The following is a 21,038-nucleotide window of genomic DNA, read 5'->3' as shown; positions in this document are numbered from 1 at the left end:
TACAAGCGGCCCCCAGATGAAATGATTGTGGGGATGATAGTTACCCATATTATAGCTTTCCAAATGAAGTGTGTATATATTTTTTGACATGAAGCGTACATGGTATCGGCGCAGAAGAGAGGGGTATCGATTTATTATTTTTGTTATGCGCTTACAATTTTACGGTTTAGGAATAATTGTTAATTACAATGGACGAGTTAAAATTTTAGGTGAGATGTGAGTTATTAAAACTAACATAAGAAACAGTGAACTACACTGTTATCTCTCACCCAGTACCGGGCTGTTAAAGTGATTATTCATATAGAACATAAATTGTCCACACCATTAAGAAACTTCTGAATAATGCTATACGAAGGCTCAGTGCGCATGAAGAAAAATAAAAAGGAGGCTGATGAAATGGCCATTCTATCAACCGGCCCCATTGAAAATAATATTTCAGGTGTAACTGGTACCCGTCCCACTCAATTCGTCACCGTCAAAATCGATAATCGGGATTCAATAGATGTATATAGCGTTCTTCTTTTGGGTTACTATCTCGATGGAGTCAGAATGTTATATGTGGAAGAAATGTTTAATGTGCTTCCCAATCAGGTCATAACCAAAGACTATAATGCAAATTTTGATGCGTTCGAGTTTATATTTTCCACAGCAGACCTCGCTGCCCCGGAAGCGCAAATTTCCGTATGGGGCAAAGACGCTGAAGGCGAGTTAGTCACGGCTCACCGATTGGTATCCCAGGAATTGCTGGGTGAGGCTCTGAGCACAACAGGTGTAACCGGAGCCACAGGAGTAACAGGTGCGACAGGTGCCACAGGTGTAGGGGCAGGCTCAGCCGGTGCAACAGGCAGCACTGGAGTGACGGGAGCAACAGGCAGCACTGGAGTTACGGGAGGAACAGGAGCCACTGGAGTGACGGGAGGAACAGGCAACACCGGAGTTACGGGAGCGACAGGCGGCACTGGAGTGACGGGAGGAACAGGCAGCACTGGAGTTACGGGAGCGACAGGCGCTACTGGAGATACAGGAGTTACAGGCGACACTGGGGTTACGGGATCAACGGGAGTTACTGGGGCAACCGGTACAACAGGCCAAGGTTTGGCATCGTATGGCTATATTTTTAACACCTCAGCTCAGTCTGTAGCTACCGAGACGGATATAACCTTCGATAGCAACGAAAACCTTACCAACATTACTCATACACCTGGCACGGCTGAAATTAATATTGGTAATGCTGGGGACTATGCGGTGTTCTTTATCATTACAGGTGTTCAGGCAAACCAATTTACCCTTTATCAAAACGGAGCCCCTGTCGGTGGCAGTGTCTATGGTTCAGGAGCTGGTACTCAACCGAATCCAGGAATGATTATTATTACCGCTGCTCCCGGCGATGTGATAACTTTACGAAATCATTCCAGTGCCTCGGCTGTTGATCTGCAAACACTAGCAGGCGGATCACAGATCAATGCAAATGCTTCTATTCTCATTCAACAATTGAGCAGGTAATCAGTTGGTGTCCAGAAAATTAGACATTTTAAATTGGGGATGTTCATTTTTTAGACATTGTCTGGAATGCTGTGTTGTACAGAAAAAACCATGTGCCCTGAAGAAAGTGGCAGCATGGTTTTTGTTTTTCTCGTTGTATTTTATATAACTGAATCCAGCCGGGAAATTATCTAAACATGTTTTTGACCACCATCCAGAGATTTGCGGGTTTCTCAGCCAGACGGCGGGTGTAGTACGGGTACCACATGGTTCCATAGGGCACGTAACAACGAATGCGGTATCCTTCTCTAGCCAGGCGTTCCTGTTCGCCCATACGCAAGCCGTACAACATTTGAAATTCAAATGCCTCCGGGGAAATTCCCCGATCCTTCGCATATTGCTTGGTCCAGGAAATAATGTGGTCATCATGTGAAGCAACCGCAGTGTATACGCCTTGATCGAGATGGTTGCGAATCATCGTTTTGAATTGATCAATCACTTCTGAAGTGTTCTGATATGCTACGGATGCAGGTTCCTTGTAAGCACCTTTGACCAGACGCAGCCGGATGCCTTCCCGAATCATATCACGTGTATCTTCCACGGTACGATGCAAGTAGGCTTGTAGTACCGTACCTGTATTATCCAGTCCTTCCGAGTGCAAACGGCGCACAATATCCAAAGTCGCTTGGGTAAACGGGCTGTCCTCCATATCGATCCGCACAAACAGATTATGCAGCTTCGCTTGGGTGGCAACCGCACGTATATTTCGATAACCTTCCTCAGGGTCCAGCGCGAGTCCCATTTGGGTTGGTTTTAGCGAGACATTGGAGTCCGCACCCTGACGGGCAATGCCCTCCACCAGACGTATATACTCATCCCGATACAGCGCAGCTTCTCTTAAATGGGTAATGCCCTCGCCCAGATGATCCAGTGTAGCCATAATGCCTTTGTTGTTGAGTACCCGAATCTCTTCGAGAGCTTCTTCCAGTGTGTTGCCTGCAATAAATTTGCCAGCCAGCTTTTTGCCGTATTTGATGGAGAGATTCTCCACAGCTTTATTACCTGCGACGGTCAGCAGCGTTTTACGGTACATTTCGGTTCCGATACTCATCGGGGTTCCTCCTTATGGATCATGTTTCTTTATAACAAAGTTATCAAGCAATAATCATGCCAAGGTTATTCTGCATAGAAGAAAACGGGCGGTAATTTTGAAGAAAAACATTTATTTATAAAAATATTCCTTCTTCAACCGGAGTTGGCACGGATCTTGCTACATATATTGGGTGATGAGTAAAATGCATGGCAACTCAGGCAAACAGCCAGCGAACCCCCACATCTGAAGGAGGAAATCATTCATGAATATCCCTTTTGTTAACGAACCATTCACATCCTTTGCAGTCCCGGCCAACCGGGAAGCTTTTGAGAACGCACTTCGTAAGGTGGAGGCTGAACTTGGCCAGGAATACTCCATTATTATTGGTGGACAAAAAATAACAAGCGCCCGCACGTTATCCTCCGTGAATCCTGCGTACAAAAATCAGATCGTCGGAAAGATCTATCAGGCCGATCAAGAGCTTGCCGAGCAGGCCATCCAAACAGCTGCGGAAACATTTCGCACCTGGAAACATACGGACCCTAATGAACGTGCCCGCTATTTGTACAAAGCGGCAGCGCTCATGCGGCGTCGTAAGCATGAATTCTCCGCTTGGATGGTGTACGAAGCAGGCAAAACATGGCCAGAAGCGGATGCGGACACAGCCGAAGCTATTGATTTTATGGAGTTTTATGCCCGTGAGATGCAGCGTCTGAGTGAACCACAGCCGCTCACACGAATTGCAGGCGAAGATAATGAATTGAGTTATATTCCGCTTGGTGTGGGGATTGTCATTCCACCATGGAACTTCCCACTCGCGATTATGGCAGGCATGACTTCTGCTGCATTGGTATCGGGCAACACGGTTGTATTGAAGCCAGCCAGTACAACCCCGGTTATTGCAGCTAAATTCATGGAGCTGCTTGCAGAAGTGGGTGTGCCGGATGGCGTAGTGAACTATTTGCCAGGACCGGGCAGTGAAGTTGGCGATTATCTGGTGGACCATGCGCTCACCCGCTTTATCAGCTTCACAGGCTCCAGAGATGTCGGTCTGCGGATCAATGAACGTGCAGCACGCACCGCGCCAGGGCAGAAATGGATTAAACGGGTGATTGCTGAGATGGGCGGCAAGGATTCCATTGTCGTAGATAGCGACAGTGATCTGGAATTGGCTGCGGAATCCATCACGGCTTCCGCGTTTGGTTTCTCGGGACAGAAGTGCTCCGCGTGTTCCCGCGCCATTATTCATAAAGATGTATATGACGAGGTATTGCAAAAAGTGATTGAACGAACCAAGCTGCTGAGCATGGGCAGTCCACTTGAAGTCGGAAATCAGGTAGGTCCGGTTATCGATGATAAGGCGTACGCCAAGATCACAGAATATATTGAAATAGGCAGGGGTGAAGGTCGCCTTGTGCTCGGGGGTAGTACAGGGAACGAGGCAGGTTATTTCATTGAACCGACCATTATTGCCGATGTGGACCCGCAAGCACGGATTTCACAGGAAGAGATTTTTGGACCGGTGTTGGCCTTTATCAAGGCAGAATCCTTCGGGGATGCACTGGATATTGCCAATAATACCGATTATGGACTGACAGGTGCGGTGATCTCTCGCAATCGCGAACATCTGGAACAAGCCAGACGGGAATTTTTTGCGGGTAATCTATACTTTAACCGCAAATGTACAGGTGCACTGGTGGGTACACATCCATTTGGCGGATTTAACATGTCAGGAACGGATTCCAAGGCAGGGGGAAGGGATTACTTGCTGCTGTTCACCCAAGCGAAGTTGGTATCGGAGAAATATTAAGTTGAGAAATTGGGTTTGGGCCCGCTGACAATCGTTTGGTTTGTATGCTATCATTTCCTGAAAATAGTCTTTGTTCGTCAGTATACTGTAGTAGCTTGAGCAGCGCTTAAGGGGGGAGACGGATGTTAGGATTTCAGTTGGTGCAGGAGGGGCGTATTCGATTATCTATTACGCCAGGGATGAAGCAATCCATTCATCTGCTGACCTTATCGAGTCAGGAATTGGCTCGTTATTTGCAGGAAGCCGCGGATGAAAATCCGGTGCTTGAGCTAGAAGAGCCCTTTACCCTGCGCCCCCGTCTTCCCCGACGATTGAATCAGGAGAGGTTCTCCTCTTATGATCCGCTGTTGCAGATGAAAGGGGCCGAACCTACACTTGAACAACTGTTGATATCTCAGCTTCGGTTGCAGAATCTTCCGCCTGCAATGGAGAAAACAGCTGTATATTTGGCTGGTTGTGTCAATGAAGATGGCTATCTGACGATGGAAATGACTGAGGTTGTATCAGCAAGGGGAATATCGATGCCTGAGGCTGAAGCAGCCATGGACATACTCCAGTCGCTGGACCCGGCAGGTGTAGGAGCGCGTAACTTGCGTGAATGCTTGTTGCTTCAGATTAGGCGTGATCCATTCGCTAACCATCATGCGGAGCACATGGTGGAGGAAGGTCTGGAAGAGTTGGTTCGTTTCCATCCAGGCAGAGCGGGAACAAGACTGGGGATTACGTCACAACAGGCTCAGGCAGCCTATGACTATATTGCTTGTCTTGACCCGAAACCTTGCCGATCCATCGGGTGTACGGAACGTGCACATTATATTATTCCGGATGCCGTTGTGCAGATAAGAAATGGTGAGCTTTCGCTAAGGTTAAATTCAGCGGTTGTGCCGCGGGTATCCTTGAACGAAGCTTGTTGCCGCTGGATCAGGGAGATTGATGCAGATGAGGTCTGGTCAGGCCGGGCAGCAGAGGCGAGAGCGATCATTCGCAGCGTGCGTATGCGTCGCCGAACTCTGATGCGTGTTCTGGCGGCGATCATGACTGAACAGGAATCTTTTCTGCGTGAAGGACCTGCCGGTTTGAAGCCGCTCAATCTGGCGATTATTGCCGAGGTCATCGGCATGCATGAGTCTACGGTGAGCCGTGCAGTCAATGGCAAATATGTTCAGACACCGCATGGTGTCTTTGAACTCAAAGCTTTTTTTGCCTCAGGTCTGGAAACAATGAACGGAGAAATGGCCTCTGCGCCGGCGGTGAAGCTCAGATTAAAAGAGCTGATTCGTTCTGAACGGGCGGAACGTCCATACTCGGATAGCCAACTCACGGCATTGCTCGCGAATGAAGGCATCGTTATCTCCCGCAGAACGGTTGCGAAATACAGGGAAGAGCTTCAGATATTGCCTTCACTTGAACGGAAGCGCTGGGCATGAATGACGTATGACTTCATTATATATTCTAAACAAGTAACCCCCGCGAGCCGTGGTAACGGTCTGCGGGGGTTACTTGTTCCGACTTAACAGCGATCGGAAGGTTGTTCTATCATCGAAGTGTCAATGTAAACACTCATTAGTTGAATTTAAACAGCGTACTAACGTTCCATATTGTGCAGGAAGTGCTCACCTGCAATACCAGGAGTAGTCATCTGCTCCGGATGCAAAATTTCTTCCAGTTCTTCCGGTGTCAGTAGACCCCGTTCCAGAATAATCTCTTGCAAGGTGTTTCCAGTCTTCAACGCTTCCTTCACAATGGAGGCTGCCACATCATAGCCCAGATGTGGATTGAGCGCTGTAATTACACTAAAGCTCTGCTTCATGATCAATGCACAACGCTCACGGTTCGCTTCCATTTCTTCAACGGCATAACGAGTGAAGACGTCGATGCCGTTATTCATGATTTTCAGCGATTGCAGCAAGTTGAACGCAATAACCGGGCCCATGACGTTCAATTCGAATTGACCGGCTTCACAGGCCATGCAGATAGTATGGTCATTGCCCATAACCTGGAATGATACCTGATTGATCACTTCCGCCATAACCGGATTCACTTTGCCTGGCATAATGGACGAACCTGGCTGACGCGGTGGAAGACGCAGCTCATTGAATCCTGCACGTGGGCCAGAAGCCATCATGCGAATATCGTTACAGATTTTGGACAGACTGACAGCACATACTTTCAGTGCGGCCGACAATTCCAAATAAGCATCTGTATTCTGTGTGGCATCCACAAGATCCTCGGCCGTTTGCAATTTCAATCCTGTCACATCAGACAGATGCTCCGTGACTTTGACGATGTATTCCGGTTTCGCGTTGAGGCCTGTACCTACAGCCGTCGCACCTAAGTTAATGGTGAGCAGGCGGCGATTTGCGAACTCAAGACGCTCAATATCACGTCCGATAACGCGCGCATAGGCACCGAACTCTTGTCCAAGGCGAATAGGCACAGCATCCTGAAGATGTGTCCGACCTACCTTAACTACATCGTTGAATTCCTGTTCTTTTTTGCGGAACGCATCCTGCAAACGTTTCATCGTATCCAGCAGCGTTTCGGACAACCGATACGCAGCAATACGCAGTGCAGTTGGGATTACGTCATTGGTGGATTGGGACATGTTCACATGGTTATTCGGGTTACAGTGAAAATAGTCACCCTTGTTCTGCAATAACAGTTCCAGTCCGCGATTGGCCAGAATTTCATTCATATTCATATTCATGGAGGTGCCTGCACCGCCCTGAATGGAGTCAACAATAAAATGATCTAGATGATGGCCTTTCATCATTTCTTCAGCAGCCATGACGATGACATCGCCAATTTTGCGTGGCAGCATCTTCAGCTCCATATTCGTGATTGCTGCAGCCTTTTTCACCGCAGCCAGAGCTGTAATCAGCTCCCGGTGTACAGGAACGCCGGTAATCGGGAAGTTCTCTACAGCCCGAACCGTCTGTATTCCGTAATAAGCATAAGCAGGAATTTCTTTTTCTCCAATAAAATCTTTCTCCGTCCTTGTGGACAATGTAGACATTTCGTTCGCCTCCAGTGGCATCCAAAAATAGGTCAGCCCCGGCAATGCCGAAGCGCACTCAGTATATCATTTAAGCAAAATGGATGCCAAGCTAAATCATTTCACCCTACTTGCCGATAAATAATTTAAATTAAGGATATCACCTTGGCAGACTACAAAGGAACCAGTCAGTCAAAACTCGTCTTATCAATTATGCTCCACTTAGAGGAGAAGTCATGCATGAAGAATAAGATGGGGGTTAATTTGTCGTTTTCAGTGATCTATATCACATGTTATTTGGTTATCTACTGGTAAAATAGGAAAAAAGGACTATGAGGTGTGAATATGAAATGGACTTTAGGCGCAAAAACCGTCGCAGGTTTGGTACTGATTTCACTGATTACGTACGGAACTAGCGGCTTTTTTATATTTTTCCTTCAGGACTGGCTCTCGTTCTCCATGCCAAGCTGGTTATATATCTCTATCGTACTTGTCATGGGCGTATGCTGGAACGCGATCCTGGGCTGGTTTGCCTCTCGGTGGTTGACTCGTCCAATTGTGCATTTGTCCCGTGCGGCTCAACAAGTCTCATCGGGGGATTTGACGGCCGAGATTCCAGAGCGGCGAACACAGGATGAAATTACTGTATTATATGATGCTTTTCGCGTAATGGTTTTCAATTTGAGAAGTATTGTAAACGATATTACAGATAGTACACGTACAACCTCTCAGAATGCCCAGTCACTAAGCGAAGCAATTGCCCAGGCAGCGGAGCAGATCGAGATGATGTCTGATGCGGTGGATCATATTGCTGTGGGTGTGGAGGAGCAGAAGACGACTTCACATCAATCGTTGATTACAGCAGATGAGATGTTGAACGATTTTCAGCGTATGCACAGTCAGTCGATTGGGATGACAGAGATGTCCGGCCAGATGGAACGTTCGGTAGATCATACGAAGCAGACCTTCTCTTCTTTGATGAAAGGAATGGACGAGCTGACGGAATCTCACAACCGTTCCCGGGACATCATGGTGCTGCTCGAGAAGGAAGCTTCGGATATTGAAGCCATTACTCAGTCCGTCAAAAACATCGCAGAGGAAACAGGGCTACTCGCCCTTAATGCTTCCATTGAGGCTGCGCGTGCGGGAGAAGAGGGGGCAGGATTTGCTGTCGTGGCTCAGCAGATTCGTAAGCTGGCAGATGAGAGCAAACAATCGGTGCATCGGATTAATGAGCTAATCAGCCGCGTACAGCAGCGGATTAAAGATACAGCTCAACTGATTCATGAACAGCATGGCCTCGTCGTGAATGAATCCGAGCGCACGATCTCTGTTGATCAGACGTTGCAGGAGCTTACAGGTACGGTAGAAGTGTTTATGAAGGGCGCTTATGAAATCGGATCCAAAATTGGGGAACAGACCAGCCGCGTAGAACAAACGCACGGTCATGTGAAAAAGATTCAAGGGAAAGCCGGATCATTCTCGGATGAGGCGAGACGGATTATGGATGCGGCACATGAAGAGACGGCAATCATGCAGGAGATTTCATCCTCGGCAGAAGAGCTGAGACAGTTAACAGATCGATTAATGGACAAAACGAAAGCATTTCGGATGCAGCCTTGAGCTGTTTCCGGGGTGTTTTTTTGCTTATTATGGTTAAAGCCGAACATTCTTTCGTAGAAACTGAAATATGTAAAGATTTTTTTATGAAACATTAACAAATTCGCAACGCTTGGGCGATAAATGAAGATATAATGGTAGTATTCCACTACAGATTAAGGAGCCCAGCATATTGAAAACTTGGACAGGTATCCTGCTGATGATTATTTTGGCGGTAGCGACGATTAGTACAACTTCGTCTGCCAGAACCATGAATGAATCGCAAAAACAGCTTAACATAGATGATCAATCCAGCCAGACCTCAGCGGTCGTGGCTTCCAATATAGAAACAATGAATGAAGCAGCGTTTACAACGAAGGAATCAATTCCTGTTAAGGGAGAGTACGTCTCGGTTGCTCCGGAAAATGAGAATGTAAGACTATACCCCATGAAAGTTGAAGGTTCAGGATATATATATAACGGAATGGTGCTAGAAGTGAACGGCAAGAAACGTGAATTCAGTAAATGGCAAGGAGAAGGCGGATCCTACAAACCCGAAGTGCACGAACTGGATCTGAATGGAGATGGCCAGAAGGAGATTGTTGTGTTGTTTACAGCCGGTCATGGAACAGGCATCTATCTGGGTGAAGCGCATATTATCGATCCAGAAACGCTGGAAGAGATGAAGATGCAATCACTGGATGAGATTGTGAAGCAGCATGTAAATTCGAAAGTCAGTATTAAACCAGGTCAGGTGACGGTCAACGTTACCGTTGATGGTGTTCATTCAGAACCTTCCCTGATGGAGGAAGACACGAGCGAGGGAGTGTATAACGAGCAGCTCAAGTTCGGCGGTGTTGTTTATTACAGTGTGGAGAATGGCAAGTTGGTTGTGTCGGCATCTGGTGCATACGGTATGGGCTTGTATGACGGTGATCTGAACTTTGCCTATGACTATAAAGATGGCGAGTGGCAGGCTGTGGACTTGGAATACAGCACGGAAGAGTATGAAGATGAGTACTATGAATCTTTTGATTGAATCGAGTGTTTAGAGAAGAGCGGGACTGCTGAGAACAATGATAAAAAAATATGTCCCCACGATCTGAAATGACAGAGGGAAACGGGTGAGGCTGAAAAAAAATGATGTAATTTTAGCCTCACTTTGTGCTATCCAAAATCGAATTTCATTCCAAGAATTTACCATGAAATGGTTGACACAAGCACTTTAGTCGTTTAAATGTATAAAGGATGGAACTCATCTATTTCATACTTTTAGGAGGGATCATTCATGAAGAAGAAGGTCGTATTGGGTTTAATGGTGGGTACACTAACACTCGGCATCGGCACTGGGGCACTTGCAGCAACGGGTCTGGAACCGATCAAAGCGTATTTGAACAGCAAGATATCTTTGAAATTAAATGGGACAACGGTAACAGCCAAAGATGCCAATGGCAAAACGGTATTGCCAATTACTTATAACGGAACGACCTATTTGCCAGTGCGTGCAGTCGGCACGCTACTGGGTACAGAAATTACGTATGATAGCGTAACCTCATCCGTTAACATTGACAGCAATAATGGATCTGTACCACCATCCGAAACCGGCAAGCTGACATTAAGTTCGCTCGGAACTGCAGCCTTGGGCACCTCGGATTGGCATACCAAGGATCCGGCCGAAACGGCATATAAAGGCAAAGATTACAAAGATGTATACCTGCATACCGACACAGCCAAGCAAGGCAAGAGCTTCCAAGTCATGACCCAGAAAAAGTATGCCAAGCTGCATCTCGATTTGGCTGTTCTTGGCGGTTCACAGAAGATTGAGATTATGGACGAAAACAATACAACGCTCAAGACAGTATCGCTTGCCCCTGAAGACGGATTGATTGGTGTAGAGGTGGATGTTGCAAGCACGGATTTCATCTTTGTTGAAATCGTTGATGAGGCCCCGGGCTCCTCTCTGTTTGTTCCATTGACGACCTCATATTTAACCAAAAAATAAACGAGATATTAAAAACGATTATCGCCTATGCATCAGCCGGACGGTTATTCCGGACTGGCATAACGATAATCGTTTTTTTTGTTCTTTTGGGACGTATGATCAGGTTAGCGAATTACGGTATCGAGCGGTTTGAGATTCGCTTCAATCTCTGCACGACGACCTTCAAGGAATGGAGGCAATGCCAGGGACTCTCCAAGATAAGCCAGTTCTTCATCCGTGTCGAAGCCGGGACCATCAGTTGCCAGCTCGAACAGAATACCATTAGCTTCACGGAAGTACAGGGAGCGGAAGTAGAAACGGTCTACGAAACCGGAGTTCGGGAATCGGAAATTATGAACCCGTTCTACCCATTGTTTTAGTTCTTCTTCATTATCGACGCGGAAGGCAACATGGTGCACACTGCCTCGTCCAGGGCGTTCTTGGGTAAGGTCATTTCGTTCTTCGACATGCACCTCGGAGCCGCTACCACCTTCACCGGATTCGAAGACGAGTACATCGGGTTGGCCTTCGACAAAAGCAGGATAGGTTCCTTTTTGACGGAAGCCGAGCAGTTCGGTAAGAACTGGAGAGGTAAGGGACGCATCTCTAACGGTAAGATGGACTGGGCCCAAGCCGACAATGCCATACTCGACAGGCACAGGGCTTTGATCCCAAGGTTTGCCCCCGGCAACACCTGTATTGTGTTCATCAGAAACAAGGATCAGACGTTGTCCTTCAAAGTCCGTGAACGAGAGAGTGGCGCGCCCCCCACGTTCGGTGATTTCTCCATGAGGAACCTCGAATTCGTCAAAACGCTGTTGCCAGTACGTAAGGGCTGCATCGTTAGGAACACGAAGTGACGTTGCTGAGATACTGTTCACGCCTTCACGTGTCTGTCCGGCCATTGGAATTTCAAAGAAAGTAAGCTCGGTACCGGGATTCCCTTTTTCATCTCCATAGAAGAGGTGATAGACCGAAACATCATCCTGATTGACTGTTTTTTTGATCAATCGCAAACCCATGACGTTGGTGTAAAACCGATAATTCTCAGCGGCGTGTGCGGTCAGTGCAGATACATGGTGAAGTCCTTTGATTTGCATTATAAATTCCTCCTGGTGGTTAATTTATTTTTATAATATCCCGTTAAGAAAGTTACTAACTTTTAGTTTGTTTTGTTGTTGAATTTATCTTAACATAAAGATATTTAAAATACAATCCTAATTTAGAATTCCATCTGGACAGTACACTCATTCAATGACAAAATGAAAAAGTTAACATTAAAGAGATATATTGTGTTTGTGTAACATAAAGGAGTGAAGAGGAGCGTGGCTTATCCACCGTGGCTGGACCCTTATGACGCAGAACCGTTTATACTGTTTTCCACTTCGCACCTATGGGCGATTAGCCTTATTGCTGCATTAATTATATTGATGTTCCTGTTTCGGAATTGGCTGCGGTCCTGGGCACCGAACACACGCCGTAGCTTTCGGATTGCTCTGGCATGTGTCATGTTCGGCTGTGAGATTGTGCTTCAGATATGGTACATATATGGGGATGTGTGGAGTCTAAAGACTTCATTGCCGCTGGAGTTATGCAGTTTGTCACTATTGTTATCTGCGCTGCTATTATTGACACGCAGCAGACTGCTGCATTCTGCATTGCTGTTCGCAGGAATAGCTGGTGCCTTGATGGCGATCGTAACGCCTAATCTTGGCTATGCTTATGAACATTTTCGTTTCATTCAATTTTTTACGGCTCACGCTTGTATTATTCTGGCGTTGCTCTATATGACTTGGGTGGAACAGCTTCGTCCAAGCTGGAGAACTGTTGTGGGGTCGATGATATTTGTGAATGTGGCTGCGTTAGTTGTATATGGTGTGGACGTCCTGCTTGACGCTAATTATATGTTCCTGAGACACAAACCGGATACACCTTCAGTTCTCGACATGCTGGGACCTTATCCTTTGTACATTCTTGGGGAAGAGGTACTGGCGTTAGTCATGTTCTCCCTAATGTACGTCCTGCTCTTTGCGATTCCGGAGCGGCTGAATAATCGAGTGAAGAGAGGAAAGAGTTCTGCGCTCTAGTTAAAAGTCATCCCATACCAATGGTAGGCAGAGGGAGCTGTTCTTCGTTCTTCTATAAAGATATATTTCAAACTAAACATCCCGCAGCGGTCTGGATATCCAGATCGTTTGCGGGATGTTTGGCTATTAACTCCACATGGGACATGTTTCTAATTTTTATCCACGGAGCAAAGATTCCGCTCCATCCACGTAGATCCGGGTACCGGTCACATGGGAAGATTCATCGGAAGCGAGGAAGAGCACCAGATTGGCGACTTGCTTCGACGTTCCGGGTTCACCTTTGAGTGGATGTTCATGACCTTCCGGAAATTCAACTGGGATCTTTACTTCTTTCAGATCGTCCGAAGGATAGGTGTTGTCATCGATGTTCGTATCAATGGCTCCCGGACAGACGGCGTTGACACGGATCTTGTAACGGGCCAGTTCCAATGCAGCCATCTTCGTAAATGCGGTCTGACCTGCCTTACTGGAAGCGTATGCAGAGAAGCCGATGCCAGAGAATACGCGGTTACCGTTAATGGAACTCGTAATAATAATGCTACCTCCGCGGTCTTTCAAATGGGGGATGGCGTACTTCACAGTTGCGAACGTGCCGCGCATATTGATACCCATCGTCTGATCCCAGTCCTCCGGTTCCATCGTTTCAATGGGAGCCATCGTGCCATTAATTCCCGCATTGGCAAAAACAATATCGAGCTGTCCAGCTTGCTTCGCTACCTGATTGATTGCTTTTTGCACGTTGTCCGGTTTGGAAATATCACATTCAATGACATGGGCTTCTCCGCCTGCGTTTTCAATCGTCTGTTTGGTTTTCTCTGCATTCTCCGGGGTCCGGTCCAGCATGAACACTTTGGCCCCATGCTCAGCGAAACGAATGGCTGTTGCCTGACCAATTCCTGAGCCACCTCCGGTTACAATCGCAACTTTCCCTTGCAAACGTTGTTCTGTCATCCTGATCCCTCCGTATCGTATGAATTATCAGTAACTCTCTCTACTTCTACATACCCGACATATGAGTCATGAATCAAATGTACGATACAAAAAAACAGGACCGTTAAACGGCCCTGTTTCTATCATTTAGATATCATGATGATCTGATTGCTACAAAATTACTTATGTTTCTTCCAGTCCATCGAACTGTTATTCAACAGGTACTCAAAATCATTATCTTTTCGCTTCTGTTCAGCTTTACGCGCTTCTTCCGCCTGCAGGCGTTCCTGCTCTTTGCGGTCTGCCTCCGCAGCCTTGGCTTCATCGGCCTGAGCTTTCAGTTTCTCTAACACATCACTGCTCAGCAGATCCTTTAGTGTGGTCGGTTTATCCTGTGCTGCTTTGGGAGCAGGGGTGTGTTTTTTGGATTTTGCCATAGAATAATCTCCTCTCAAAAACATGAATCAGCTTCCATTATCGTTAAGTAAACTTATTATATCAGGTTCACCAAACCCATTCCATGAAACTGCGGGACAAAAGCAGGAAATAGGAGGTTACGTGACGAATGAAAGCGGGTATAAATTCATATATTATTACCGATACTGCGACTATTCCCTGGAGAAAGGAGTCGTTGTTCGTGGAAGTAAACCGTAGTTTACTGAAAGGGCTTGCATGGGGTGTTGCTTTCAGCTGTCCGTTATGGATTGCGATCATTGGTTGGTTGCGTTTGATGGGATGGATGTATTGAGACCAGCGGGTTGCAGAGCTGCTGCATATAGAGTTGTGCCAGAAGAGGGCATTTTTTATAAAGTCATTTATGTAAACGCTAACATTGAATAAAGCTCTGCCTTGCGTGAATACGCAGGACAGAGCTTTTGTTTGTCTTACAGGTTTTGAATCAAGTTGGATAACTAAAATCCGTTCCAGAGGTTAAGGCATTTTTACCGGTTCTGGATATTCCAGACCGTGGGTGTCGACAGTGACTTTTTTCATCACCTGATCGGTAACCGGTTTGTCTTGTGCGCCTATTTTCTGAGCAGCGATTCCATCAACGACTTCCATACCTTCTGTAACTTTACCGAATGTGGCATATGCATTATCCAGATAATCGGCATCCGCTAACATGATGAAAAACTGGGAGCCTGCGGAGTCCAAATCATTTGTCCGCGCCATGGAGATAACCCCACGCGTGTGATTAAGGTGGTTTTTATGACCATTGGATGTAAATTCTCCTTTGATCGCATAACCAGGACCTCCTGAACCGTCGCCATCGGGATCACCACCCTGAATCATGAACCCTGGAATGACGCGGTGAAAGATCAGACCGTCATAGAAACCTTTATTGGCGAGTGAGATGAAATTGTTCACCGTATTTGGTGCAATCTCCGGATAGAGCTCAATGACAATTTTCTGCCCATCTGACATTTCAATTGTGGCTACAGGATTAGGACCAGTAGGCTCTACTGGAGCAGGTGTTTCCGTCGCGCTGCTTGCAGGGCGCCCACAACCACTAATGACGATAAGCAGCATCGCTAGAACCAGCGACACAGCTGTTGTTTTTTTCCACCGAAAAGACATGAGAACGTTCCCCCTTGCATCTCTGCATAATATATTTAGTCAGAATTATTTTCGGATAATCCCTCAACTATCATACCGTTTTTGCGGACAAGATGGCAATGCAAGGCAGGATATTATGGGAGATAAGGGATGGTGTAAATGCTTACAGAGGTGTAAAATAAGGAAAATGCTTCCGCAGTCAGGGACGTACGGGTCTGTTCCGTCCGCTCCAATACACGGCAGTCCCGACGTCATTAACGGAAAGGGCGTGCGGGTATATGGACTTCTCGTGGAAGCGTAATCTGGTGATTTTGTGGATTGGTGTGTTTTTTTGTAGCACCGCTTATTCAATCTCCATCCCATTTCTGCCTTTGTTTCTGAGTGGCGATCTGGGCGTTCGTGATCACCTGGAGTTCTGGTCAGGGCTTGCTTTTGGCATCACGTTTCTGGCAAGTGCGCTGGTGTCTCCCTTCTGGGGATCACTGGCTGACAAATACGGGCGCAAGCCAATGCTGATCCGGTCGGGGTACAGCCTTGCGGTTTTGTATTTGATCAATTATTTTGTGCAGGACCCCTATTCACTAATCGTGGTTCGTTTGTTTCAGGGGTTGCTCGCGGGGTTTGTTCCGGCGGCGATTGCACTGGTCGGTACCAATACACCGGAAGAGAAGACAGGGTATGCACTTGGAATCATGTCAACAGCCGGGGCAACAGGAGGCATAATCGGTCCATTGATTGGTGGGGTCGTAAGCCACTATTATGGCAACCGGAATGCGTTTTTATTTTCCAGCATCGTAGTGTTGGTCTCGGCGTTGATCGCAACCTTCTGGGTCAAAGAAGAGAACTTCAACAGGAACAAGGCACGTTCTCATGTGATGGATGACATCCGTGAAGCCAGGGCCAATCGATTGTTTATTACGGTGCTTGGCATGATGGGCATCTGTACCTTCTCCGTGATGATTCTGGAGCCATTATTGACCGTATACGTGATGGAAATGGGCATTCAGCCCGATCGTGCTTCTCTTAGCTCGGGAATTATTTTCTCTGCGGTTGGTGTAGCTACGGTTATTATGGCGCCGCGCTGGGGTAAGATCGGTTCACGAATCGGATATGGCAAAGTTCTGATCATTGGCCTCGTTGGTGGGGCGATTGGTAACCTGCTGCAGTTTTTCACTACAGGTTATATTGGATTCGGCATCTTGCGTTTTGTGTATGGATTATTCTTTGCTGCGGTGTTCCCGGCGATTAATGCAATGATTGTGCAAGTGACTGAACCTGGCTTCCGGGGAAGAGCATTCAGCCTGAATCAGTCGGCTTCCCAGATCGGTACGATGGCGGGGCCGATAATCGGTGGTGTTCTGGGTGGCTGGTTGCCGATTCGTTGGATTTTTATCATCAATGGAGTGGCGCTGCTGATTACCGCGATTGTAGCGAAATGGTCCCGACTGGAGGAGAAGTTGCCGGGATCGGGCAAACCTTTGGCGAAGTAATCAAAAACGTAAAACGTTAAACGGTTTATCAGATAGAAGAGATAGGGATGGCACCGTACGAATACGGTAGCCATCTCTTTTTCAGGATACAGCCTTTGTTATTACGAAATTAAAGCAAAAAGAAACCTCTTGAGCAAGAGGTTTCCTATATTCTTAATGAATCTGTAATGCGTTCCTATTCATCCCAGGATGAATCTTTTCGTGGATCTTCAACGCCTTCATTGTTTTCCTTTGGAATGGCATGTTCAACAGCATCAAGTTGATCCTCATCTGCTAGGGCTTCCGGAAAGGAATCTTCCGTGAATAATCCAAAATTCGGATCAATATCTCGTTCGGTTACCAGATTATCGGGCTCATGTACTTGTCGCTTATGATTATCCTTCATCGTGACTGCACCTCCTAATTCAGGCTGTGACAAGAGGATTAACGCCGTGGTGGAATGTCGTTCTCCGGTTTGGCATCTGCCCCAGCGCCGTTTAACAGGTCCGTCCCGTGAAGCGCATTGGGATCGGGTGCCGCAGGATCAACTGGACTATTCGGTTGGATAAGATCAGCATCAGGGACGGATTCGAGTGCAGGCTCCGCTGTTCGTGACTCCAATTCCGGTTCTTCCGTAGCCGCTACAAGTGGCGGATTCATTGTATTTTCGGTATCGATACGTTTCCCCGTAACTTCATCAAAAGTGTCTATGTCACCTTCAGGAACTTCGGTTTCCAGTGGAATATCACGTGACCTCTGATAACGGTCGTAGTAACGTTCGCTCTCTTCATTACTAATCGGTCTGTCTGACATAAGTAGCACTCCTTTTTAGTGGATTATATTTAATGGTTGTTTGTTTAATTGGGCAGTTATCTAGTAAAGGTTCTTATTCGGTAGTTACCCAAAGGGCTAACATTGTAATCTCGCACAACTTATGATTCCCTTGTGTTCCCAAAATATGAATATAAGATGAAAGTGCAATGTACGGATTACAGATTCAACGTATAGGCTTTAAAATTTTGGAAATACATATTTGACCAGAAAGTACAGAAATCCAAAGAAAATAATGATATAAGCCGCATACTTGATAAACGTGGAAGCGACCATACTTGAATCCGATTTGTGTTGGACATCCTTATGTTCTACCTCTACCGTTCTGTGTGGCTCATTCATTTGAATCACTCCTCAATGGTAAGTGTTTGCTTTGAGGAACATTACACCCGGAAGGGACGATTGAATCGCAGAGATCAGTTTTACAGCTTTTCATCTTTGGCCTATGATATGATGAAACATGGATATATGAGGGAGGGATTCCAATTGGATTGGTATACGCTGGGCAATATGATCACTCAAATCCGAATCGGGCAAAAAGCGTCTACGCCCGGGTTTTCCCGTACCGTTATACGCCGTCCGGACGGGCTGTTCTGGGTAGGCGGGATATGGTCAGGACAGATTGTCCAGTTGCGGGATTATCTTTTCTCGGATATATGGACGATCTATGACGATGAGGAGACGGAGCAGTGGTTGGAATATCGTACGAAGATTGAACAGAAAGAGCGCGAAATGATTGAGAACCAGTTCGAAGATCTGCGCGGATAATGGAGAAAACACTCGAAATCTATCAATAAAATGGAAATAAAACTATAAATCTACTAAAATGTGAATTTTCATTTCCCTACAAGAAGGTGACACGTCAAACTGTGGCGAATGATAAATGAGAGAACTTGAGGGATAGAGAAAATAAGAACTTTGAGGTGCTGTGAATGAAAAATGTGCCCAAAGCTATCATCATCTTATGGATAAGTATGTTGAATATTCTTTGCTTGCCGCATGATTTCGTCTCAGCGACTGCAGGAGAAGTTGACAAACCTGTATCCATTACGGGATGGGAAGTAAAATGGGGGAACGTACACGATCAGGGATTCATCAGTGAGGTTCAAGGTTCAGAGGAGATCTGGGAGAAGCAAGGTGCAGAAAAGCTGGAATATAGCAGCGAAGAGGCTCCTTCGGGTTCCATGTGGACTCGTTTGACCATTCCAAAAATAAACGAAGATAGCTCGGCAATCCGTTTTGAAAATATTAAAGGGAACCACATTGTAATCTATCTGGATGATCGTAGGGTGTATGAGAATTATCATTACAATTATGATAACAACGCTGTGTTGTTACCCCTTTCGAGTGAGAATTCAGGTGGCAAACTGTATGTATGGTCCGAGAATGAAAAGGAAGACTTGGCATCTACGGAACAGTTCAGGTTGGGCCTTATGCTACATTACAGGAAAAATACATTCACAATGGACTGCTTGATGTAATATTGGGAGCGACCTTTGTGTTCACGGCTCTAACGATGCTGAGTTGCACTTTTTTCCTGGGCAAATTCCATACAGGGTTGTGGATTTCGCTATGTATCGTGATGGGTTCAATCGGAACGATGATTATCACCTATTCACAGTTTTTATATACGTTCTATCAGGTTTACGGTAATCTGTATTCCGTATTGTTTGACCTGGCTATGCTGATGGGCATGCCTGCACTCTGTTATTTTTTTGAACAAATTATCGGACCAGGTCGTTATGGCATCTTTACCAAACTAAGAAAATTCCAATTCATCTATTCTATAGTAGCTGTGGTTGCCCTGATGATTGATTTTATTTCAGGCGGTCAATGGGACATGCTCTATAGTTTGTTGGTTCAGAATGTAATTGGATTTGTTCTCGTAATCCTGTTGAGCATCTTAATGATCGGCACCATCTCCAAAGCACTTCAACGGAGCCGGGAAGCTCTTTTGCTGGCTACGGGATTTGGCACATTTGCCTTAATCAGTGTTGCTGAACTACTCTGGTATTACCAGCGTAATGGAACATATCATCTGATATGGTGGAAATGGTCCATGGTTGCTTTTATTATCTCACTTATTGCCATACTGGGAAGCCGATTTGCTGAAAAACATACCAAAGTGCTTGAATACTCGAAAGAGTTGGAATTGTTCAATAATGAATTGCAGCGATCCGAGAAAATGGAGATCATTAGCGAACTGGCGGCGTCGGTTGCTCATGAGGTTCGTAATCCACTGCAGGTGACACGAGGATTCCTTCAGCTTATGACAGAGCAGGAAGACAACAAAAACAAAGGGTATGTGCGGATAGCTCTGGAGGAGCTTGATCGGGCATCCGGCATTATTACCGACTTCCTAACCTTTGCCAAACCGGAGTTCGATCATATTGTCTCTCTAAATATCGCGGATGAATTTGATCATATTGAAGGCATTCTTGTACCGATGGCTAATCTGGAAGGTGGCAAAATAACAACTGATATTCCACCAAATCTATGGATTAGAGGGAACTCGTCCAAGTTCAAACAGGCTTTTATTAATATTATTAAGAATAGTATAGAAGCTCTGCAAGGAGAGGGTCAGATTGATATTTGGGCTTATGCCCAAGACGGGATCATCAAGGTACATGTTAGAGATAATGGAGAGGGCATGGATGAGGAAGCGCTGGTCCGCCTTGGGGAGCCTTATTTCTCGAATAAAATTAAGGGGACAGGCCTTGGCATGATGGTGACTTTCCGAATCGTTGAAGCCATGCATGGACAGATCAGCTTTACAAGCACAAAAGGGGTAGGAACAGAAGCCGTTGTATCTTTTGCTGCGTTCGTCGAATGACGAGCGGCAGAAGTGTACGATGGCTTTTTGGTTCGCTACCCCTGATGTCGATCAATCACATATTCAATCTAATCCGTTTAGCTTCTCCACGGTCCGCAATTTACGTCATAATCCACTTTGGATGGATTGGGAGGAATCACGAGAACATAATCGTTCTGTTGTTCTTCAACGGTACGGACTTGAATGTGTTCAGGAATATCAATGCCAAATGCTTCGCGAAGCGCTTGCTTCGGGTTGGAGTGCAGTTGTTGTCTGAAGTGCTCATCAGTCCAGGCCTTTTCAATAATATCCTCGTGCAACGTTTTCTCTGATACCATCATCGTCAACATTCCCTTCATATTTAAAATTCAACTGTATCAGCTCTTCTTTGG

22 protein-coding genes are annotated in these 21,038 nt (G+C 46.2%); 12 read left to right on the top strand and 10 right to left on the bottom strand.

The genetic code is table 11. The features are described 5' to 3' along the window. Positions 1 to 396: 396 nt before the first annotated feature. Entirely contained in the window at positions 397 to 1,503 is a 1,107-nt protein-coding gene (locus tag ACR1R9_RS21620) for a BclA C-terminal domain-containing protein (RefSeq protein WP_433922758.1), read from the top strand. A 166-nt stretch (positions 1,504 to 1,669) separates the two neighbouring features. On the opposite strand, the gene ACR1R9_RS21615 is transcribed toward ACR1R9_RS21620, so the two are convergent. Then, positions 1,670 to 2,593, bottom strand: coding sequence for a proline dehydrogenase family protein (locus tag ACR1R9_RS21615; RefSeq protein ID WP_076290216.1), 924 nt, complete (start codon positions 2,591 to 2,593; stop codon positions 1,670 to 1,672). A 244-nt stretch (positions 2,594 to 2,837) separates the two neighbouring features. Between ACR1R9_RS21615 and pruA the strand changes: the two genes are divergently transcribed. Both pruA and rpoN read left to right on the top strand, forming a co-directional pair. Further along, positions 2,838 to 4,385, top strand: a complete 1,548-nt coding sequence (pruA, locus tag ACR1R9_RS21610; RefSeq protein WP_076290215.1) for an L-glutamate gamma-semialdehyde dehydrogenase — start codon at positions 2,838 to 2,840, stop codon at positions 4,383 to 4,385. 122 nt (positions 4,386 to 4,507) lie between these two features. Further along, complete coding sequence (gene rpoN / locus ACR1R9_RS21605; protein WP_433922759.1) at positions 4,508 to 5,812, top strand: RNA polymerase factor sigma-54; 1,305 nt, start codon at positions 4,508 to 4,510, stop codon at positions 5,810 to 5,812. Between the two features lie 158 nt (positions 5,813 to 5,970). Here rpoN and ACR1R9_RS21600 read toward each other — a convergent pair whose 3' ends face one another. Next, positions 5,971 to 7,401 (bottom strand): aspartate ammonia-lyase, encoded by a 1,431-nt coding sequence (locus ACR1R9_RS21600; RefSeq protein WP_099855685.1) that lies wholly within the window; start codon positions 7,399 to 7,401, stop codon positions 5,971 to 5,973. A 324-nt stretch (positions 7,402 to 7,725) separates the two neighbouring features. Here ACR1R9_RS21600 and ACR1R9_RS21595 point away from each other — a divergent pair, with 324 nt between their 5' ends. From ACR1R9_RS21595 to ACR1R9_RS21585, 3 genes are all read left to right on the top strand, one after another. Then, entirely contained in the window at positions 7,726 to 9,003 is a 1,278-nt protein-coding gene (locus ACR1R9_RS21595; protein WP_099855687.1) for a methyl-accepting chemotaxis protein, read from the top strand. A 169-nt stretch (positions 9,004 to 9,172) separates the two neighbouring features. Then, positions 9,173 to 10,018, top strand: a complete 846-nt coding sequence (locus tag ACR1R9_RS21590) for a hypothetical protein (RefSeq protein WP_310852124.1) — start codon at positions 9,173 to 9,175, stop codon at positions 10,016 to 10,018. A gap of 249 nt (positions 10,019 to 10,267) precedes the next feature. Further along, on the top strand, positions 10,268 to 10,981 hold the full coding sequence (locus ACR1R9_RS21585; protein WP_433922760.1) for a stalk domain-containing protein: 714 nt from the start codon (positions 10,268 to 10,270) through the stop codon (positions 10,979 to 10,981). 104 nt (positions 10,982 to 11,085) lie between these two features. On the opposite strand, the gene ACR1R9_RS21580 is transcribed toward ACR1R9_RS21585, so the two are convergent. Continuing rightward, positions 11,086 to 12,060, bottom strand: a complete 975-nt coding sequence (locus ACR1R9_RS21580; protein WP_433922761.1) for a ring-cleaving dioxygenase — start codon at positions 12,058 to 12,060, stop codon at positions 11,086 to 11,088. Positions 12,061 to 12,285: 225 nt separating this feature from the next. Here ACR1R9_RS21580 and ACR1R9_RS21575 point away from each other — a divergent pair, with 225 nt between their 5' ends. Next, the gene (locus ACR1R9_RS21575; protein ID WP_076290208.1) at positions 12,286 to 13,047 is read left to right on the top strand and encodes a YwaF family protein; all 762 of its coding nucleotides are present in this window, start codon (positions 12,286 to 12,288) and stop codon (positions 13,045 to 13,047) included. Between the two features lie 156 nt (positions 13,048 to 13,203). Here the strand turns inward: ACR1R9_RS21575 and ACR1R9_RS21570 are convergent, their stop codons facing one another. Next, positions 13,204 to 13,998 carry an SDR family oxidoreductase gene (locus tag ACR1R9_RS21570; protein ID WP_433922762.1) on the bottom strand — a complete coding sequence of 265 codons (795 nt, stop codon included), beginning with the start codon at positions 13,996 to 13,998 and terminating at the stop codon, positions 13,204 to 13,206. A 158-nt stretch (positions 13,999 to 14,156) separates the two neighbouring features. Beyond that, entirely contained in the window at positions 14,157 to 14,414 is a 258-nt protein-coding gene (locus ACR1R9_RS21565; RefSeq protein ID WP_024632484.1) for a YqkE family protein, read from the bottom strand. 128 nt (positions 14,415 to 14,542) lie between these two features. On the opposite strand from ACR1R9_RS21565, the gene ACR1R9_RS21560 reads away from it, so the two are divergent. Continuing rightward, entirely contained in the window at positions 14,543 to 14,725 is a 183-nt protein-coding gene (locus tag ACR1R9_RS21560; protein WP_433922763.1) for a hypothetical protein, read from the top strand. A 182-nt stretch (positions 14,726 to 14,907) separates the two neighbouring features. Here ACR1R9_RS21560 and ACR1R9_RS21555 read toward each other — a convergent pair whose 3' ends face one another. Further along, positions 14,908 to 15,555 (bottom strand): peptidylprolyl isomerase, encoded by a 648-nt coding sequence (locus ACR1R9_RS21555; protein ID WP_433922764.1) that lies wholly within the window; start codon positions 15,553 to 15,555, stop codon positions 14,908 to 14,910. A gap of 257 nt (positions 15,556 to 15,812) precedes the next feature. Here ACR1R9_RS21555 and ACR1R9_RS21550 point away from each other — a divergent pair, with 257 nt between their 5' ends. Next, complete coding sequence (locus ACR1R9_RS21550) at positions 15,813 to 17,024, top strand: MFS transporter (protein WP_076290204.1); 1,212 nt, start codon at positions 15,813 to 15,815, stop codon at positions 17,022 to 17,024. A gap of 175 nt (positions 17,025 to 17,199) precedes the next feature. On the opposite strand, the gene ACR1R9_RS21545 is transcribed toward ACR1R9_RS21550, so the two are convergent. The 3 genes from ACR1R9_RS21545 to ACR1R9_RS21535 all read right to left on the bottom strand — a co-directional run bounded on the left by ACR1R9_RS21545 (position 17,200) and on the right by ACR1R9_RS21535 (position 18,176). After that, the gene (locus ACR1R9_RS21545) at positions 17,200 to 17,409 is read right to left on the bottom strand and encodes a hypothetical protein (RefSeq protein WP_326064937.1); all 210 of its coding nucleotides are present in this window, start codon (positions 17,407 to 17,409) and stop codon (positions 17,200 to 17,202) included. A 38-nt stretch (positions 17,410 to 17,447) separates the two neighbouring features. Beyond that, on the bottom strand, positions 17,448 to 17,816 hold the full coding sequence (locus tag ACR1R9_RS21540; protein WP_326064938.1) for a hypothetical protein: 369 nt from the start codon (positions 17,814 to 17,816) through the stop codon (positions 17,448 to 17,450). A 198-nt stretch (positions 17,817 to 18,014) separates the two neighbouring features. Then, complete coding sequence (locus tag ACR1R9_RS21535) at positions 18,015 to 18,176, bottom strand: hypothetical protein (RefSeq protein WP_017690239.1); 162 nt, start codon at positions 18,174 to 18,176, stop codon at positions 18,015 to 18,017. A gap of 144 nt (positions 18,177 to 18,320) precedes the next feature. Here ACR1R9_RS21535 and ACR1R9_RS21530 point away from each other — a divergent pair, with 144 nt between their 5' ends. The 3 genes from ACR1R9_RS21530 to ACR1R9_RS21520 all read left to right on the top strand — a co-directional run bounded on the left by ACR1R9_RS21530 (position 18,321) and on the right by ACR1R9_RS21520 (position 20,667). Next, complete coding sequence (locus tag ACR1R9_RS21530) at positions 18,321 to 18,602, top strand: hypothetical protein (RefSeq protein WP_076290201.1); 282 nt, start codon at positions 18,321 to 18,323, stop codon at positions 18,600 to 18,602. Positions 18,603 to 18,808: 206 nt separating this feature from the next. Then, complete coding sequence (locus ACR1R9_RS21525; protein WP_433956391.1) at positions 18,809 to 19,315, top strand: hypothetical protein; 507 nt, start codon at positions 18,809 to 18,811, stop codon at positions 19,313 to 19,315. 101 nt (positions 19,316 to 19,416) lie between these two features. Next, a complete protein-coding gene (locus ACR1R9_RS21520) occupies positions 19,417 to 20,667 on the top strand; it encodes an ATP-binding protein (protein ID WP_433956461.1) in 1,251 nt (416 codons plus the stop codon). A gap of 77 nt (positions 20,668 to 20,744) precedes the next feature. Here the strand turns inward: ACR1R9_RS21520 and ACR1R9_RS21515 are convergent, their stop codons facing one another. After that, complete coding sequence (locus ACR1R9_RS21515) at positions 20,745 to 21,005, bottom strand: NHLP leader peptide family RiPP precursor (protein ID WP_240343015.1); 261 nt, start codon at positions 21,003 to 21,005, stop codon at positions 20,745 to 20,747. Positions 21,006 to 21,038 lie beyond the last annotated feature (33 nt).

The sequence above is a fragment of the Paenibacillus taichungensis genome, from assembly GCF_050994985.1.
In the GTDB taxonomy this organism is placed as follows: domain Bacteria; phylum Bacillota; class Bacilli; order Paenibacillales; family Paenibacillaceae; genus Paenibacillus; species Paenibacillus taichungensis.
This window is presented reverse-complemented; position numbering and strand designations above follow the sequence as displayed.